Annotated in this window: 19 protein-coding genes; 11 read left to right on the top strand and 8 right to left on the bottom strand. The window is 38.1% G+C overall.

Annotated features, from left to right (window positions below):
- Positions 1-193 precede the first annotated feature (193 nt).
- Positions 194-1072, bottom strand: coding sequence for a lipoyl synthase (lipA, locus tag FL972_RS18025; RefSeq protein ID WP_144607382.1), 879 nt, complete (start codon positions 1070-1072; stop codon positions 194-196).
- Positions 1073-1127: 55 nt separating this feature from the next.
- Entirely contained in the window at positions 1128-1856 is a 729-nt protein-coding gene (locus FL972_RS18020) for a hypothetical protein (protein ID WP_144607381.1), read from the bottom strand.
- Between the two features lie 71 nt (positions 1857-1927).
- Between FL972_RS18020 and FL972_RS18015 the strand changes: the two genes are divergently transcribed.
- Complete coding sequence (locus tag FL972_RS18015) at positions 1928-2332, top strand: OsmC family protein (protein ID WP_144607380.1); 405 nt, start codon at positions 1928-1930, stop codon at positions 2330-2332.
- A 34-nt stretch (positions 2333-2366) separates the two neighbouring features.
- Positions 2367-3275 carry an L-serine ammonia-lyase, iron-sulfur-dependent, subunit alpha gene (gene sdaAA / locus FL972_RS18010; protein WP_144607379.1) on the top strand — a complete coding sequence of 303 codons (909 nt, stop codon included), beginning with the start codon at positions 2367-2369 and terminating at the stop codon, positions 3273-3275.
- On the opposite strand, the gene FL972_RS18005 is transcribed toward sdaAA, so the two are convergent.
- From FL972_RS18005 to FL972_RS17985, 5 genes are all read right to left on the bottom strand, one after another.
- On the bottom strand, positions 3264-3722 hold the full coding sequence (locus FL972_RS18005; protein ID WP_144607378.1) for a hypothetical protein: 459 nt from the start codon (positions 3720-3722) through the stop codon (positions 3264-3266). The two genes, sdaAA and FL972_RS18005, sit on opposite strands and share 12 nt — an antisense overlap.
- Positions 3719-4657, bottom strand: a complete 939-nt coding sequence (locus FL972_RS18000) for a calcium/sodium antiporter (protein WP_144607377.1) — start codon at positions 4655-4657, stop codon at positions 3719-3721. The genes FL972_RS18005 and FL972_RS18000 overlap by 4 nt, the downstream gene beginning before the upstream one ends.
- A 3-nt stretch (positions 4658-4660) precedes the next feature.
- On the bottom strand, positions 4661-5305 hold the full coding sequence (gene upp / locus FL972_RS17995) for a uracil phosphoribosyltransferase (protein WP_144607376.1): 645 nt from the start codon (positions 5303-5305) through the stop codon (positions 4661-4663).
- Positions 5306-5372: 67 nt separating this feature from the next.
- On the bottom strand, positions 5373-6662 hold the full coding sequence (locus FL972_RS17990; protein ID WP_144607375.1) for an OmpA family protein: 1290 nt from the start codon (positions 6660-6662) through the stop codon (positions 5373-5375).
- A 126-nt stretch (positions 6663-6788) separates the two neighbouring features.
- Positions 6789-8078 (bottom strand): OmpA family protein, encoded by a 1290-nt coding sequence (locus FL972_RS17985; RefSeq protein ID WP_144607374.1) that lies wholly within the window; start codon positions 8076-8078, stop codon positions 6789-6791.
- 171 nt (positions 8079-8249) lie between these two features.
- On the opposite strand from FL972_RS17985, the gene FL972_RS17980 reads away from it, so the two are divergent.
- From FL972_RS17980 to FL972_RS17940, 9 genes are all read left to right on the top strand, one after another.
- A complete protein-coding gene (locus tag FL972_RS17980; protein ID WP_144607373.1) occupies positions 8250-9158 on the top strand; it encodes a M20/M25/M40 family metallo-hydrolase in 909 nt (302 codons plus the stop codon).
- Positions 9159-9161: 3 nt separating this feature from the next.
- Positions 9162-9695, top strand: coding sequence for a hypoxanthine phosphoribosyltransferase (gene hpt / locus FL972_RS17975; protein ID WP_144607372.1), 534 nt, complete (start codon positions 9162-9164; stop codon positions 9693-9695).
- Positions 9696-9716: 21 nt separating this feature from the next.
- Positions 9717-10289: an adenylate kinase gene (locus tag FL972_RS17970; RefSeq protein ID WP_144607371.1), complete on the top strand. Its 573-nt coding sequence runs from the start codon at positions 9717-9719 to the stop codon at positions 10287-10289.
- 77 nt (positions 10290-10366) lie between these two features.
- Entirely contained in the window at positions 10367-11362 is a 996-nt protein-coding gene (obgE, locus tag FL972_RS17965) for a GTPase ObgE (protein ID WP_144607370.1), read from the top strand.
- 76 nt (positions 11363-11438) lie between these two features.
- Entirely contained in the window at positions 11439-11996 is a 558-nt protein-coding gene (locus FL972_RS17960) for a nucleotide exchange factor GrpE (RefSeq protein ID WP_144607369.1), read from the top strand.
- 2 nt (positions 11997-11998) lie between these two features.
- On the top strand, positions 11999-13108 hold the full coding sequence (gene dnaJ / locus FL972_RS17955) for a molecular chaperone DnaJ (protein ID WP_144607368.1): 1110 nt from the start codon (positions 11999-12001) through the stop codon (positions 13106-13108).
- Positions 13109-13188: 80 nt separating this feature from the next.
- Entirely contained in the window at positions 13189-14076 is an 888-nt protein-coding gene (locus tag FL972_RS17950; protein ID WP_144607367.1) for a hypothetical protein, read from the top strand.
- A 10-nt stretch (positions 14077-14086) separates the two neighbouring features.
- Complete coding sequence (locus FL972_RS17945; protein ID WP_144607366.1) at positions 14087-14980, top strand: ABC transporter ATP-binding protein; 894 nt, start codon at positions 14087-14089, stop codon at positions 14978-14980.
- On the top strand, positions 14973-16277 hold the full coding sequence (locus tag FL972_RS17940; RefSeq protein ID WP_144607365.1) for an ABC transporter permease: 1305 nt from the start codon (positions 14973-14975) through the stop codon (positions 16275-16277). The genes FL972_RS17945 and FL972_RS17940 overlap by 8 nt, the downstream gene beginning before the upstream one ends.
- 73 nt (positions 16278-16350) lie before the next feature.
- Here FL972_RS17940 and FL972_RS17935 read toward each other — a convergent pair whose 3' ends face one another.
- The gene (locus tag FL972_RS17935; protein WP_091654963.1) at positions 16351-16821 is read right to left on the bottom strand and encodes a Dps family protein; all 471 of its coding nucleotides are present in this window, start codon (positions 16819-16821) and stop codon (positions 16351-16353) included.
- Positions 16822-16839 lie beyond the last annotated feature (18 nt).

The following is a 16839-nucleotide window of genomic DNA, read 5'->3' as shown; positions in this document are numbered from 1 at the left end:
TCAGAATCTGGAAGCTTCGGTCTCCGGTCATCGGTCTTCCAATCGGTCAAACAAAGAAAATATGGCAACTGGCATGATTGCGTATAATCAGAATACTTATTAATCTGATAAGGATAGCAAGTGATAATTTTTAATATTAAAAAACTATATACATTAAAAAAGCCGACTGTTAGCCGGCTTTCTTTAATTTTTATTAAACATTGACATGCCTTTCAGCATGATAGGAAGATCTTACTAATGGTCCTGATTCAACATATTTCAAACCTCTTTTAAGGCCTTCTTCACGGTAATGGTCGAATAGATCAGGATGAATAAATTCAGCCACCTCAATATGCATTTTGGTTGGCTGTAAATACTGTCCCAGAGTTAGGATGTCGCAACCGTGTGCTACTAGATCATCCATAGCTTTATAAACTTCCTCTTTGGTCTCTCCAAGGCCTAGCATGATACCAGTCTTGGTTCTTTTACCATACTCCTTGGTAAGCTTTATTTGTTCCAGGGATCTATTGTATTTTGCCTGAGGTCTTACTCTTCTATACAAAGACTCCACAGTTTCCATGTTATGGGAGACCACCTCTTGTCCTGCACTGATCATTCTATACAAGGCATCCCAGTTAGATTTTACATCTGGAATCAATGTCTCAATGGTAGTCTCTGGTGAAAGTTCTTTTGTTTTTACAACTGTCTGATACCAAATCTCAGCTCCACGATCTTTCAATTCATCTCTATTCACAGAGGTAAGGACAGCATGTTTTACTCCCATCAACTTGATTGCTTCAGCAACTCTTCTTGGCTCGTCTTCATCATATTCAGGCGGCCTTCCGGTAGCTACTGCACAAAATGAACAGGATCTAGTACATACATTTCCAAGAATCATGAAAGTAGCAGTACCAGCACCCCAACATTCACCCATATTTGGACAGTTACCGCTTTCGCAAATGGTATGAAGTTTATGCTCATCTACTAGTTTTCTGACTTTTGCATATTCTTTACCGATAGGAAGCTTAACCCTAAGCCAATCAGGCTTTTTTCTTTTGGTAGCTTCTTCGGATATCACTGGCAATTCAATCATATTCGATTTATTTGAGGGCAAAATTACAGGTAATCAATTCAAAACCCAATTTTACCTACTTTCTGAAACCATAATAAAATGTGAAGTAGGCAGACTGAAATATTTGCCTGTTTTCAGAAGTCGGTATTAATGGTATTTCTCTGGTAAAACCCTCCAACATATATCCAAGTTCCACTCCTGTCACATTACTTCTAAACACCCCAAATTCAAAGTTTAATGCAGCTTTGAAATTACCCCCAATAGCTAATTCCGATTCACCAATTCCCTCAAAAAGCCTACCCGTTCCGAGTATGTTAAATCTACTTTGATGAACCTCGGGATTATATTGCTCTCTTACTGTCTCAAGTCTATTCACTGCATATTCTATATAATACGGGGCAATTAAACCAATTGATGGGCCTACGGCTGCTAATGCAGAAACCTGAACGCCTTGATTTGGTGCCTTTTTGAAAAGAATTATTTCCCGCCCGTATTGAGGCCGAATTGAGTATAGATAATTCGATTTTCCGAATATGTAGCTATTGCCAAGAACTGTATTATAGCGTACTTCTTTTGGGCTTTTAACATTGGAAAGTTCAACAGAAAGAAAAGAAAACTGTTGATCATCTATCCGGGTACCGACCTTAAAGACTAAACCTCCAATTAATCCTCCGTTGGTGTTTTTATTTAAACCAAAAAGGAATTCCCTATCATATTCATAGTTTCCAGCATCTTCCCGCTGTGCCAGAGCACTGCTAGTCAAGAAGACAAACCAAATAAAAAAGAGGATTTTAAAATTGCTCATTGACTGTGGGTAGGAAATATTAAATTATTTTTGAACTCAAGTATTTAACTGAAAATTAAAAGTAAGAGTTTATGCCCACGATAAAAAGTTCATATTTAGGAAATTTAAGAACCTCTTCAACGCATTTACAATCAGGTAAGAACATACTTACAGATGCTCCCGTTGATAATAATGGAAAAGGCGAAGCTTTTTCTCCTACAGATTTAGTAGCTTCTGCATTAGGATCTTGTATGGTTACTATCATGGGAATAGTTGCAGAAAATAATGGACACACCCTTGATGGTTTAGATTGGGAGGTAACGAAAGTAATGCAATCCAATCCCCGAAAAATAGCTGAAATTATAGTTGATTTTCAATGGGAGGATCCAATCAGCGATTCTACCCTGATTCAAAAATTGAAAAATGCAGCAAAAACCTGCCCTGTCGCATTAAGTTTAGACCCGAAGATTATACAGACTATCAATTTTAATTTCTAAAGTCTCCTTTTTAAATAATATAAACCCAAAACCTATGTGCTATCTCTTTGAAAATTTTAAAGGATGGAAAGAATATTGTCAAAATAAAAATATCAGTCTTGAAGAATCTGTCATCGAGTATGAATGTGAAGAGAAAGGAGCTAATAGAGGGGATATTGTATCAGGCCTCTTGAAAGCTTATTCTGTGATGAAAGATGCTGTAAAGACTGGACTTGAAAAAGACATGAAGTCCAACAGTGGGATGATTGAAAATGGAGCTAAGAAAGTTTTTAATCATCCATTGACCGTATTATCTCCAGAATTTCAAAAGCTTATTTCTAGAGCATTGGCAGCCAAAGAAGTAAATAGTTGTATGGGCAGGGTTGTAGCGGCTCCTACAGCAGGGGCGTCGGGAATTTTGCCTGGTACTATGGTGACTTTGCAGGAAATTCATTCCCTTTCTGATGAGCAGATAGTGAAAGGGTTATTAGTAGGAGCAGGTATTGCATTAATCATAGAGCAAAGAGCAAGTCTAGCAGGAGCTGTAGGTGGGTGTCAGGCAGAAACAGGTTCAGCGGCAGCGATGGCTTCTGGGGCTATTGTTTATTGCTTGGGAGGAAGTATAGATCAAGTTTTCACTGCTGTTGCAGTGACTATCCAATGTATGTTGGGTTTGGTATGTGACCCTGTTGCAGGCCTGGTTGAAGTTCCATGTGTGGTTCGAAATGCCAGTGCTGCAAGTATTGCTTTCAGTTCTGCTCAGATAGGCTTGGCAAATGTGAATGCAGTAATCCCTGTTGATGAATGCGTTGAGGCTATGGGGGAAATAGGAGCCTCAATGGAGAGTAAGTACAAAGAAACGGCTATGGGCGGACTGGCTGCAACTCTTACGGGTCAGGAGATATCGAAAAGAGTATTGATTCAGGATATTGAAATTCTACCTGATGAAGAATTACCCGAGTAAATTTTGAAAAAAGGGAATTGAAAGAATTCTATCTATAGTAAGGCTAAAAAAAGTAGCCCATAGGATAGAGGACCAAAGCATATGAAAATAAATTGTCCTTTTCCTAGTCCCAAAAGAAACCAAAATCAAAGTTCCACCTGCTGGAGTCAGAATTAATGGGGTAGCAAGTGCTATCCCTATTTCCCCATATTTTTTCCAAAGCCTTACAATTGCTCTATTTTTTTTAGAAAAAATGGGCTTATCCTTATAAAACCGCAAAGCTAGGTAGGACCTGAATTTTTCACCAAGCATGGTGAACAGAAATACACTAGACATCATTCCTGCTACAGTGACCAAGATAGTTTGCCCAATACTGTAACCTGCGGCAGAACCTAAAACAGGCCCTGCAATAAATTTAAAGTAGCTAAGGAAATAAATTCCTAAAAATGTTATTACTGCCTCACTCATAACAGGAAAAACATGTAAAGACAATAGCTTCCAAATAGAATAGAACCTTCAATTTTTGAAACTTGCATTTTTGTTTTCATTAAAGGAAATAATAGAAGCGTAATACCTATCATCCAAAGAAAATCTACATCCAGAAAATCTTCAGAAACTCTAATAGGCTGTATGATTGCTGTAATTCCAATGATAGATAAAATATTCATGATATTACTTCCAAGAATATTCCCTAAGGCTAAATCAGTACGTTTAGAAAGAGCTGCCATTATTGAGGTTATAAGTTCCGGTAAGCTTGTTCCAATAGCAATAATTGAAACCCCAATTACTCTTTCTGAAACTCCGAATTCTCTGGATATTTTAACTGCATTTTCAACCAGAAGTTCTGAACCAAAATAAAGCCCAATAATCCCTGCTGTAAAAAATACTAAGGAAATTAGCCAACTGTAACCTTTTACCTGTTCTATTTCTGCTTCTACCTCCTTATCATCAGCAATCCCTCCTTTGGAACTTTTAAAAAGATAAAAGTTGAATAGAATAAAAACACTAAATAGAAGTATTCCTTCCCAAAGGCCAATTAATCCGTTTAATCCTAGGATGAAAAATAAAACAGTAACCAAAACAGTAACCAAATAATCAAATCGGAGGTGTGACCTTTTGATCATAATGGGATAAAATATTCCGCTTAAACCTAGTACTAAGCCTATATTTGCAATATTTGACCCCACCACATTTCCTATGGAAATATCACTGTTCCCTTTTAAGGCGGCATTAACACTTACTAGTAACTCAGGAGCAGATGTGCCAAAAGCTACGATCGTTAGTCCAATTAATCCACTGCTCATTCCCAATTTAACAGCAATTGCCGATGCTCCGTCAACCAAAAATTTTCCGCCTACCAATAATATGATTAGACCTAGAGCTAGTAATAAATATGCAATCATTATTTAAAGTTTAGGACCAAATGCCAAATCTCCCGCGTCTCCAAGCCCAGGAACTATAAAAGATTGAGCATTTAATTTTTCATCAACCACACCAATCCAAAACTGGTATGGGATTTTCAGGTGATTTTGTAAGTATTGAATACCTTCTGGAGCAGCAAATGCAGCAGCAATATGGATTTTAGATGGTGTTCCGTGTTCTAATAATTTTTCAATGGATGCAAGAAATGATTTTCCTGTTGCAAGCATTGGATCTGCCAAGATGACGATTTTTCCATCCAAAGAAGGACTAGCATGGTAGCCCAAGTTTATCTGGATTTCATCACTTGTATTTTCTTGCCTAAAAGCTCCAATAAATCCACTTTCAGATTGATCAAATATGCTCAAAAATCCATTATAAAAGGGAAGAGATGCTCTTAAGACAGCTATCAAGACAGGTTGCGACGAAGGCAATAATGTGTTAGAGCTTGCGAGTGGACTTGATATTTCTTTCTCTTCGTATGGAAAGGATTTTGAAATCTCATATGCCAAAATGCTTCCAAGTCTTTTTAAATTCTCTCTGAATCTCATTCTATCTTGCTGGACTCGGATATCTCGCATTTCTGCTATGAATTGATTAGCTATAGACGACTGATTTGCTAAGATGAACATGAAGCTAATTTAATAGAAAAAACCCGGCTGACGGAGGCCGGGTTTTCAGATTTTTATTTCGTTCAAATTATTTTATTTCAAAACTTGTTCTTCTTGCCATTTGTCGGGCATTTTCCGAATTCTTATCTACACTTGTATCTTCGCCATATCCTTTAAAGGTCAATCTTGCCGCATCTATCCCTGATTTAATTAATAGGGCATGAACTGCTTGGGCTCTTTTTTCAGAAAGTTTCAAATTGTAATTTTCAGGCCCAATTTCATCAGCATATCCTCTAACCTCTAATTTTAAACCTGGGTTTCTTTTCAAGAAGTTAGAAACATATTGTATAGAGGAAATAGAAAATGCTAGTGGTTTTGAGGAATCAAATGCGAAATAGACATTGACGTAGTTGTCTTGAATTGCTTTTTTCAAGTAGTCCTCTTGGTTTATTATTTCCTCTACTGGACATCCTGAAGTTGCAGCGGGTCCAGGTAAGAAAGGGCATTTATCCAAATGATCAGCAAGGCCGTCTCCATCAGAATCTAAGGTTACCCCATCAGTTCCTACCCTAGCATCAGCAGGTGTATTAGGTTCTTTATCTAAATAATCAGGGATTCCGTCCCCATCAGAATCTTTCAACATATCCTTAATACTTGATACTTGACTTGCAAGTTCATCTTTTGTTAAATAAGGGTCAGGTTGAATATACCAATCAGCATGTTGTTCATTTGAGCCTAAATAGAAGTTTAGACCTAAGGTTCCTACCCACCATACACCAGTTGCATGTCCCCTAGGGTTTTCAGGAACTGTCACTGGAAGTGAAGTATTGTACTGTGATCCATCAAAAGTAAAATCTTGTCTTGAATTATAATTCATTTCAATTTTTCCACTTAGCGCTATGTTTTGCGAGAATTTAAATAGTCCTGTAATTCCAGTTTTAATAACTTGGCTATATTCAGGAACTATTGGTAGTGGACTTGTAATATATTTGATACGGGTAACGCCAGTTCCAAAATGCCCGAGAAATCCAAATTTTCTTGTGAAGGATTCAAAATTCCAAATCCGTCCTAGATTAGCAACTCCAACAAGGCCAAGATTCATGTAGTTAGTTTTGAAATCTGGGCTTTTTCCTTCCCAATTGGAAAAACTACCTGCTTCAAAGATACCCTTTATGCCAAACTTTTCATTGATCATATACCTTGCTCCTACATCAAAGTGACCAACATTTAAAGTTGGAGTAAGATATGGAGGGGCTAAGGGAGACATCGCTTTATTGAATCCGATATTAGTTTCAATACTCCATTGGTTGAATTCTTTTTGGGCGTATCCTATTGAAGTTAGACCCATGTAAACCAAGATTAGAATTACTTTTTTCATGGTTATTTAAGGATTTTTTTAAGGGTGTGTCTCAAAGATATTGAAATTTTCAGGTTCAATAGGCTAAATTTAGGCAAAAAAAAACCTGACCATTACGATCAGGTTTTTGCTGTATTTTATTTACAATTATTTTACTTCGAAAGAAGCTCTTCTTGCCATTTGTCTAGCATCAGCAGAAGATTTGTCTACGCTAGTATCTTCACCATATCCTTTGTAAGAAAGTCTTGAAGAATTAATACCTGCAGCGATTAGAATATCATAAACTGCTTTCGCTCTTTTTTCAGAAAGCTTCATATTGTAATCTTCTGGACCTAATTCGTCAGCATATCCTTTGATTTCTACAGATACACCTGGATTTCTTTTCAAGAAGTTAGCTACATAATTTGCTGCGCTAATAGAGTAGCCTAAAGGCTTGAAGCTATCAAAAGCATAGTAAACATTTACATAACCATCATTAATAGCCTTCTTCAGATAATCAACTTCTTCTCTTACTTCTTCAACCGGACATCCGTTAGTAGAAGCAGGTCCTGGCTGGAATGGACATTTATCCAAGTGGTCAGGCGTACCGTCACCGTCAGAATCTAAAGTAGTACCAGCAGAATTAACTCTTGCTCCGGCAGGAGTATTTGGTTCTTTATCTAAATAGTCAGGAACTCCATCACCGTCAGAATCTTTCAACATATCTTTGATTCCGTTGATTTGAGAAGCAAGCTCTTCTTTTGTAGCGTATTTGTCAGCTGCAATATACCAGTCAGCGTGCTCTTCGCTTTTACCTAAGTAGAAGTTCAATCCAATAGTACCAGTCCACCAAGTGCCATTAGTACCATAATAACCGTTCTCTAGATCAGGAAGAATTTCAGTAGATCCATCCCATGATACGGTCTGACGACCATTCAAGATAGTAGAAATGTCACCAACCAAGGCGATATTTTTGGATAACTTTAATTGTGGAGTTAATCCGAATATCAAATTGTATACGATATCATTGGTTCCAGCAAATCTATTGCTCTGTGGCTTCACAGCACCCATACCTGCACCACCGTGCAACAAGAGGCCGAATGATCTGCTAAATGATTCAAAGTTTAAGACTCTTCCCATATTGGCCACACCTTGAAGGTTTAATCTCCAATAGTTTGTGTCAAATGCTTGAAGGCTGTTTACTCTGTTACCGTTCGCTTCGCTCATGGATCCGAAACCATAATCGAGTTTCGCTCCAAATTTTTCATTAAACATGTAGCGAACGCCTAGGTCCACATGTCCAATGTTTAATGTGGGTGATAAGAATTGAGGAGCTAATGGAGCCATTGGCTTGTTGAAGCCGCCATTAAGTTCCAAAGACCACTTGTCGTAATCTTGAGCATTGGCACCAATAGCCAAGGCTCCTGCCATAAGTGTTGAGAGTATTAGTTTTTTCATAACAAAAAATTTTTGTTCAAATTTTAAGTGTTTGATTGATGTGAATACAAATTTATAAACTTTTAATTTACTGCAAATCTAGATGAATTATTTAAATGCCAATTAACAAATAAAATAATCCTCGCGATTTTTTTCAAATAACAACAAAAACTTTACATAATTAATGCCAATATGAAATTATTATTCGATTTATTGAAAAAATTCGGTGTTTCTGGCGATGAGCAAGATACTGCAAATTTTATCTTAGAATACATTGATAAACGGCAAAGATTCTGGAATGTTCAGCCTAAAGTGTTTTTCGGTGAAGAATTTCACGATTGTATTTTACTGAAGTTTGGGACTCCTCGTACAGCTCTTTTTGCACATATGGATACCATTGGGTTCATGGTACGGTATGAAAATCAACTGATTCCAGTGGGAGGTCCAGAGTTTATTTCGGATACGGAGATGGTAGGCGAAGACTCTCTAGGCAAAATCCATTGTAAGTTAATTGGAGATGAAGATAGTCCCCTGCATGATTTTCCACGCGCTATTGAAAGGGGTACTAGACTAGCTTTCTCTCAAAATGTAAGAATTGATGAAGAATTTATTCAGGCTGCCTATTTAGACAACAGGTTGGGGCTATACACCGCATTGCAAGTTTGTGAGACAATCCAAGATGGATGGGTCGTTTTTACTACATATGAGGAGCACGGTGGTGGAAGTATGCCGTTTTTATTGAAATTTATTCAAGAAACTTCACCTGTAAGACAAGCCTTAATCGCCGATATAACTTGGGTGACAGAAGGTGTCTTGCCACATGACGGAGTTGTTATCTCAATCAGAGATAAATTTATACCTCGTAAAAAATTCATAGATAAAGTGATTTCTCTTGCTGAAAAAAGTGGAATTCCTTTTCAATTGGAAGTGGAAGCATATGGAGGAAGTGATGGAAGAGAGGTTCAATTTTCACCTTATGCAATTGACTGGGTGTTTGTGGGCGCTGCAGAAGAAAATGTGCATACTCCAGATGAAAAAGTATCTTTGAAAGATCTACAGTCGATGATTGAAATGCATAAATATTTAATGGAGTCGCTTTAAAAAATGGAAATTCAAATAAAAGATAAAAACTTTCAGGTTTTCATCAGGGAAGAAGAAATCAAACTTCGGCTGAGGGAGCTTGGTAATCAGATTTCAAAAGATTTTCATGGGCAGGAGCTAATCATGTTAGGAGTATTGAACGGCTCTTTCATCATATTTGCAGACCTATGTCGAGAGGTTCAAAGCGTTAAGCTATTAACTAGTTTTATCAGGATTTCTTCCTACTCTGGAACTGAATCTCAAGAAAAAGTCAAAGAAGTAATGGGATTAAATGATCCTATAGAAGGAAAAAATGTTTTGATAGTGGAAGATATTGTTGATACAGGAATTAGCATGAATTTCCTTTTAAATACCCTGAAAACCCATAATCCTGCCTCGATTTCTATAGCAACACTCTTATTTAAACCAGATGCTTTTCGTTTTAATTACCCGCTTCATTATGTGGGTTTTGAAATTCCCAATAAATTTGTGGTTGGTTATGGATTGGATTATGATGGATACGGGAGGGAACTTCCTGAAATTTATCAGTTAAAATGATCCAAATTTAAAAAAATTAGAATGTATAATATCGTTTTATTTGGCCCTCCAGGAGCTGGGAAAGGCACTCAAAGTGAAAAGCTGATTCAAAAATACGGACTGACGCATCTATCTACTGGAGACCTTTTTAGAAAACACTTAGGCGAAGGGACCGAATTGGGAAACTTGGCAAAAAAATATATGAATGAAGGGCGTTTGGTGCCTGATGAAGTCGTAATTGGGATGGTAGAAGAAAAAATTGCTTCCACTAAAAATTCCAAAGGTTTTATTTTTGACGGATTTCCAAGAACTACTGCTCAAGCAAGTGCACTTGATGAAATGCTTGAAAAGCACGACATGAGTATTTCAGGAATGATCGCATTAGATGTTCCTGAGGACGTACTGAAAGCCAGAATTAAAGAAAGGGGTAAGACTTCTGGTAGGGTGGATGACCAAGACGATGCAAAAATAAATACTAGGATTAAGGTTTACTTTGACGAAACTCTTCCAGTTGCTGATTATTATGAAAAGCAGGGGAAGTTCAAGAAAATCAATGGGGTAGGTGCTATCGATGAAATCTTCTCAGATATCACTAAGGTGATTGATAGTTACTGATTCCTTTAAAATTGCTAATTTTGCAATTCCAAATTTGGCTAGGCTGATTGCTTAGCCATTTTTATTTAAAGCAAATTATGGCTGATTCCAATTTTATAGATTACGTTAAGTTTTGTTCCAGATCAGGTGCCGGAGGTGCAGGATCTCTTCATTTTCGAAGGGAAAAGCATGTGCCGAAAGGAGGTCCTGATGGCGGAGATGGTGGCAGGGGAGGCCATATCATATTAAAAGGGAATGCCCAATTATGGACTTTGCTTCACTTGAAATATAAAAAGCACGTTATCGCTGAATCTGGAAAATCGGGTGAAGGAGGAAGACGCACTGGAGCTGACGGCAAAGATATCATTTTGGAAGTTCCATTAGGGACAGTTGCAAAAGATGCAGAGACTGGAGAGAAAAGATTTGAAATAACTGAAGACGGACAGGAAGTAATCCTCACCAAAGGCGGAAGAGGAGGTTTGGGAAATGATCATTTCAAATCCGCTACCAATCAGGCACCTCACTTTGCTCAACCAGGAGAAACAGGTATCGAAGAATGGATTATTCTCGAGCTCAAGTTATTAGCTGATGTTGGTTTAGTAGGTTTTCCTAATGCAGGCAAATCCACCCTCCTTTCATCAATTTCTGCCGCAAAGCCTGAAATAGGAGATTATCCGTTCACTACTCTCGTGCCAAATTTGGGAGTGGTGGGATATAGAGATGATAAGTCTTTTGTGATGGCTGATATACCCGGAATTATTGAGGGTGCAGCTGATGGAAAAGGCCTTGGAATAAGATTTTTGAGACATATAGAGCGAAACTCTATCCTTCTTTTCCTTATCCCGGCAGATGCGGATAATATCAAAAAACAGTACAAAATATTACTGGGGGAACTTGAAAAATATAATCCTGAGCTTTTAGATAAGCAGAGATTACTGGCAATTTCCAAGTCAGATATGTTGGATGATGAGTTGATGACTGAAATGAAAAATGAATTGCCTGAGGGCATACCATCTGTTTTTATTTCAGCCGTAGCCCAAACCAACTTGGATAAATTAAAGGATATGATTTGGCAGGCTATCCAACAAGGATAAGTGCCACTTTGTCAGGTTGAGCTCTATGGCAATAATATTGATGAGTTAGAATAAACCAGCTATTGATTTATAATTTATGAAAAATAAGGAAGAAGAAGTAAAAGACAATCTTCAAGAGACAGTAGAGGAGACTCCTGAAAAGGAAGTAACTCAAGATCAAGAAACTGATTCTACGGCAGATGATTCTTTAGCGAAACTTGAATCTGAATTAGCTGAAGTAAAAGACAAGTATCTAAGACTTTATTCAGATTTTGAAAATTTCAGAAAAAGAAATGCTAAAGAACGCCTGGACTTGATCAAAACTGCTTCTGAAGATGTGCTTAGAGATTTGATTCCAGTAGTTGATGATTTTGAAAGGGCCTTCAAAGCAAATGAAAGTGAGGAAGATGCTCAAAAAGTGCGTGAAGGAAATCAGTTGATTTTCCATAAGCTTTTGAAAATATTGGAAAACAAAGGGTTAAAACCAATGGGTGATTTGATTGGGCAACCTTTTGATGCTGACACTCAAGAGGCTATTACTCAGATTCCAGCACCTAGCGAAGAAATGAAAGGTAAGATAATAGACGTGGTAGAGAAAGGATATACCTTAGGAGATAAGGTGGTTCGCTTTGCCAAAGTTGTGACAGGAGCGTAATTATGGCAAAAAGAGACTATTATGAGGTATTGGGTATAAGCAAAAGCGCCTCAGCTGACGAGATCAAAAAGGCTTACAGAAAGCTTGCAATCCAATATCACCCCGATAAAAACCCGGATAATCCAGAAGCTGAAGAAAAATTTAAGGAAGCTGCAGAGGCCTACGAGGTTCTGAGCAATCCTGAGAAGAAACAGCGCTATGATCAATTCGGTCATCAGGGCCTTGGTGGAAACGGAGGCTTCGGTGGAGGAGGTATGAATATGGAAGATATCTTCTCCCAGTTTGGTGATATTTTTGGAGGCGGGGGAGGTTTCTCCTCATTCTTTGGTGGAGGTGGTGGAGGTAGACGTACCAAAAAAGGCACAAACCTTCGTGTAAAACTGAAGCTTAACCTTCAGGAAATCGCCAATGGTGTAGAGAAAAAAATCAAGGTTAAAAGGCATGTCATTGCCCCTGGCGTTACATTCAAGTCTTGTTCGACCTGTCAAGGATCTGGACAGATAAAAAAGGTAGTAAATACCATGCTTGGTCAGATGGTCTCTGCTAGCACCTGCGGTGTTTGTGGAGGAAGTGGCCAAATAGTAGATAAAAAACCTGCTGAAGCAGATTCCAGAGGTCTTATCATCAAGGAAGAGGTAATTTCTATCAATATCCCTGGAGGAGTAGCTGAAGGAATGCAATTAAGTATGTCCGGAAAGGGAAATGAAATTCCAGGAGGAATCCCCGGCGATCTTTTAATAGTGATAGAAGAGGTTGAGGATAATACACTTCAAAGAGATGGAAATAACGTCATTTACGATCTTTATATCTCTTTCTTAGATGCTACCTTGGGTGCTTCTGTGGAAGTTCCAACCATTGATGGAAAAGTGAAAATCAAAATAGATCCGGGTACTCAGTCTGGAAAAATGCTGAGACTGAAAGGAAAAGGAATCAAAGATATTAATGGCTATACTAAAGGAGATCAGTTGATTATGGTCAATGTGTGGACTCCTACTCAATTGTCTAAAGAAGAAAGACAGACTTTGGAAGCCTTGAGAGATTCCGAAAATTTCAAACCGGATCCAGGAAGACAAGACAAATCCTTCTTTGATAAAATGAAAGAGTTTTTCTAAAATTTGATAAAGCCAGAAGCAATTCTGGCTTTTTTTATATTTTTAAAAACCTTTTCTATGTCAAGTCGTAACCTATCCGTATGCTGAGAAAATTCTGTCTGCTTTTTCTAGTAATCTTAGGTGGGGTAGGTGCAAGTAACGCGCAGTTGATTAAGGAGTATCGTGCTCCTGAAAAAGAAGGCTTCGATTTAGTATTATTCGAATTCTCTAGTTATAAAAGCTCTACACATCTTAAAAGGGTCAGAATTTCAGACCCAATTGCTATCCATGGTCACTTGGAGAAGGCTAATATTCTACCTTATTTTTCACATCAGGTTAGCGATAATATTTTGTATTCTTCTCTCGTACATAAAAATGTGGAGTCAGATAACCTTGGTAAGAGTATTACCTCGAAAATTTTTTCATCGGGAAATGATGATTTTGGACATAGCTGGGATATCAGTCTAAACTCTAATTTTCTATATCACTTAGACTTTACATTAGGAGTAGGAAAAGCAGAATTTGACTTGGCACAGCTGCCTATCAGCCAGTTAAAAGTTAAGAGTGCCAGCGCCGATGTGAAAATCCACTACGGGAATGAAGATCCTAATAGAGTCAGGATGGATACATTGTTGGTTACCTTAAATATGGGTACTGTAAATGTACAGTCGGCTAATTTCACCAATGCCAAAAAAATGATTTTTGAGGTCAATTATGGCAATTTGAATTTGAATTTTAGCGATGGAATGTCCTCGCCCTCAAGTGTCATTGCAGCAGTAGGCGCTGGTACATTGAAACTTAAGCTTCCCCCTGAAAACTTCCCAGTTCGGATAAAAGTCCGAACAACTGCTATGTGCAGAACTTCTATCCCAAAATATTTACGTTCTTTGGGAGATGAGACCTACGTGTCTAAAGGGTATGACCCTGATGACCCCAACCTACTAGAATTGATTGTTGATGTTGGTGTAGGTTCTTTGACAGTAGAATAAAACCTTTTCAATGCTAGAAACCCTCAACCTTAATAAAACCTACGGCTTAAATAGAGCTCTTACAGATATTAATTTAAAAGTCCCCAAAGGAGTAATTTTTGGACTCTTGGGCCCCAATGGTGCGGGGAAGTCTACCTTGATTCGAATTATCAATCAAATTATAGATGCTGATTCCGGCGAGGTTTTGATTGATGGGCAGCCCTTGGCTCCAAAACACATCAGCCTTATAGGATACCTCCCTGAGGAGCGTGGGCTTTATAAAAAAATGAAAGTCTGGGATCAAATGCTCTATTTTGCCAGACTCAAGGGGCTTTCCCAACAAGAAGCCAAAGAGCGAATCCATAACTGGCTTGCCAAGATGGAAATGAGCACATGGAAGGATAAAAAGATAGAAGACCTATCTAAAGGGATGGCTCAAAAAGTTCAGTTTATCTCTACGATTATTCATAACCCTCCCTTATTAATTTTAGACGAGCCATTCTCAGGCTTTGATCCTGTGAATGCTGAAATCATCAAAGACCAAATTCTAGAACTGAGAAATCAGGGTACCACAGTTATTTTAAGTACGCATAGGATGGAATCCGTAGAGTTGCTTTGCGATCAGGTTGCTATGATCAACCGTTCGCACAAAATCTTAGACGGGACGATCAAAGAAGTAAAAAACAGCTATAGGCCGGAAGTTTTTAGAATTAGTATTGACCAACCTACTCTTCCTATTCCTACTGAGTGGGCGGTTCAAACTGACGGAGAATCCGTGCACTTTACGCTGCCTTTGAGCGGTAAAACTCCCAATGAACTCTTGATAGAATTAATGAATTACGGACAAGTGTCCAATTTTCAGGAAGTAATTCCCAGTATGGAAGAAATTTTTATTCACCAGGTAAAATCAACTCAAAATGGATAAAATCTGGTTAGTCATTCAGAGAGAATACCTTTCTCGGGTAAAAAAGAAATCCTTCTTATTGGCCACTTTGCTTACACCACTGATTTTCCCGGCAATCATGGCGATTTTTGTTTGGATTGCGGTAGAAGAGAAAGAGAACCAATCTCTAAGAATTATAGAAGTGGTGGATGAGAATAAGCTTTTTTTCATGGAAAGCTCTCAACAATATGCTTTTTCATTTTCTCATAGTAGTCCTGAGGAGGCAAAGCTTTTGGTTCAAAATGGAGACCGTTATGGGTTTTTATACATTCCTAAAATAGACTTAAAAAATCCTCAGGGCATTACCTTTTACGGAGAGGAAAACCCCAGCATGAGTTTGGTATCTTATCTAGAGAGTAGTCTCAAGAAAAAAATTGAGGATCAGCGTCTTTACGATTCAGGAATCGACCCCCAAATTCTATCAGATATTCGTACTTCAGTTGATTTGAAATCTATCACACTGAACCAAAAAGGAGAAGAAAAAGTATCCGATGCAACAGTCAATTACGCGATAGGGTTTTTAGCCGGAATTCTGATTTACATGTTTATTTTCATTTATGGAAATCAAATCATGCAAGGGGTAATTGAGGAGAAGTCCAGCCGGATTGTTGAAATACTGGTTTCATCTCTCAAACCCTTTCAGCTGATGATGGGGAAAATCGTTGGTATTGCCGGAGTGGGTTTAACCCAGCTTTTAATCTGGATTATTTTGATAGGCACTTTGACTACAGTGGTAACAGGAATCCTGGGCCTTCAAATGCCTCAAGAGCAAGCGATGGAATTGGCACAGGCTGATATGATTCAAACAGATAATTCTGAATTTACTGAAATACTGCAAGTCATCGCAGGGATAGATTTTATCAGTATTATCTCCAGTTTTATATTTTACTTCTTAGGAGGCTATTTATTATACGGGGCCTTGTTTGCAGGTATTGGCTCTGCTGTGGATGCTCCTTCCGATGCTCAGCAATTCATGCTTCCAGTTACGGTTCCTTTGATAGTAGCCTACATGGGTTTGTTTGTATTTGTGTTGCAAGATCCAAATAGTACCACTTCTTTTTGGCTTTCTATTATACCCTTGACTTCTCCAATAGCGATGATGGGAAGGGTCAGCTACGGTGTTCCTTTTTGGGAACTGGGACTCTCTATGCTCTTGTTGATTTTAGGGTTTTTAGCTACCACTTGGCTTGCTGGAAAAATCTACAGGATCGGTATTTTAATGCATGGTACCAAGCCTTCCTATAAGACCCTTTGGAAGTGGATTAAATCTTCTAATTAAAAGAAAAGCGGAACCTGATATTTACCTCAGTGTTCCGCTTTTCAATTGAATTAAAACTAATTACTCTCTGGATTTATTTCAGGTATGCAGAGAGCATCCACACCACTTTTTCTTTGGCTGTGATGTAATCACTCATCAATGTTACGGTACCCTCATCTCCTTGTTCGGAAGCAGAATCCAATACTTCGCGCTCTACTTTTAGTAAAGTATTTAGATTCTCTCGGACAATTTCCACCATCCTTTTAGAATCCTGAATTTCCCTAGCTTCCTTGATTTCAGAATTCTCAATGTATTCTCCGTAAGAGGATAAAGGTCTTCCTCCTAAGGTTAAAATCCGCTCCGCTACTTCATCCACGTTTTCATTCGCAGTGGTATAAAGCTCTTCAAACTTCGCATGCAGTTCAAAGAAATTGGGGCCGCTTACATTCCAATGAAAGTTTCTCAGATTCTGATAGTAAATCTGATAATTGGCCAACAATAAATTTAACTTTTCTATAAGGGCTATACTGTCTTTTACGCCCAATCCGATGTCATTCGTTTTCATATTTTTATTTTGTTTTTG

Source organism: Algoriphagus algorifonticola (genome assembly GCF_007655305.1).
GTDB classification, from domain to species: domain Bacteria; phylum Bacteroidota; class Bacteroidia; order Cytophagales; family Cyclobacteriaceae; genus Algoriphagus; species Algoriphagus algorifonticola.
This window is presented reverse-complemented; position numbering and strand designations above follow the sequence as displayed.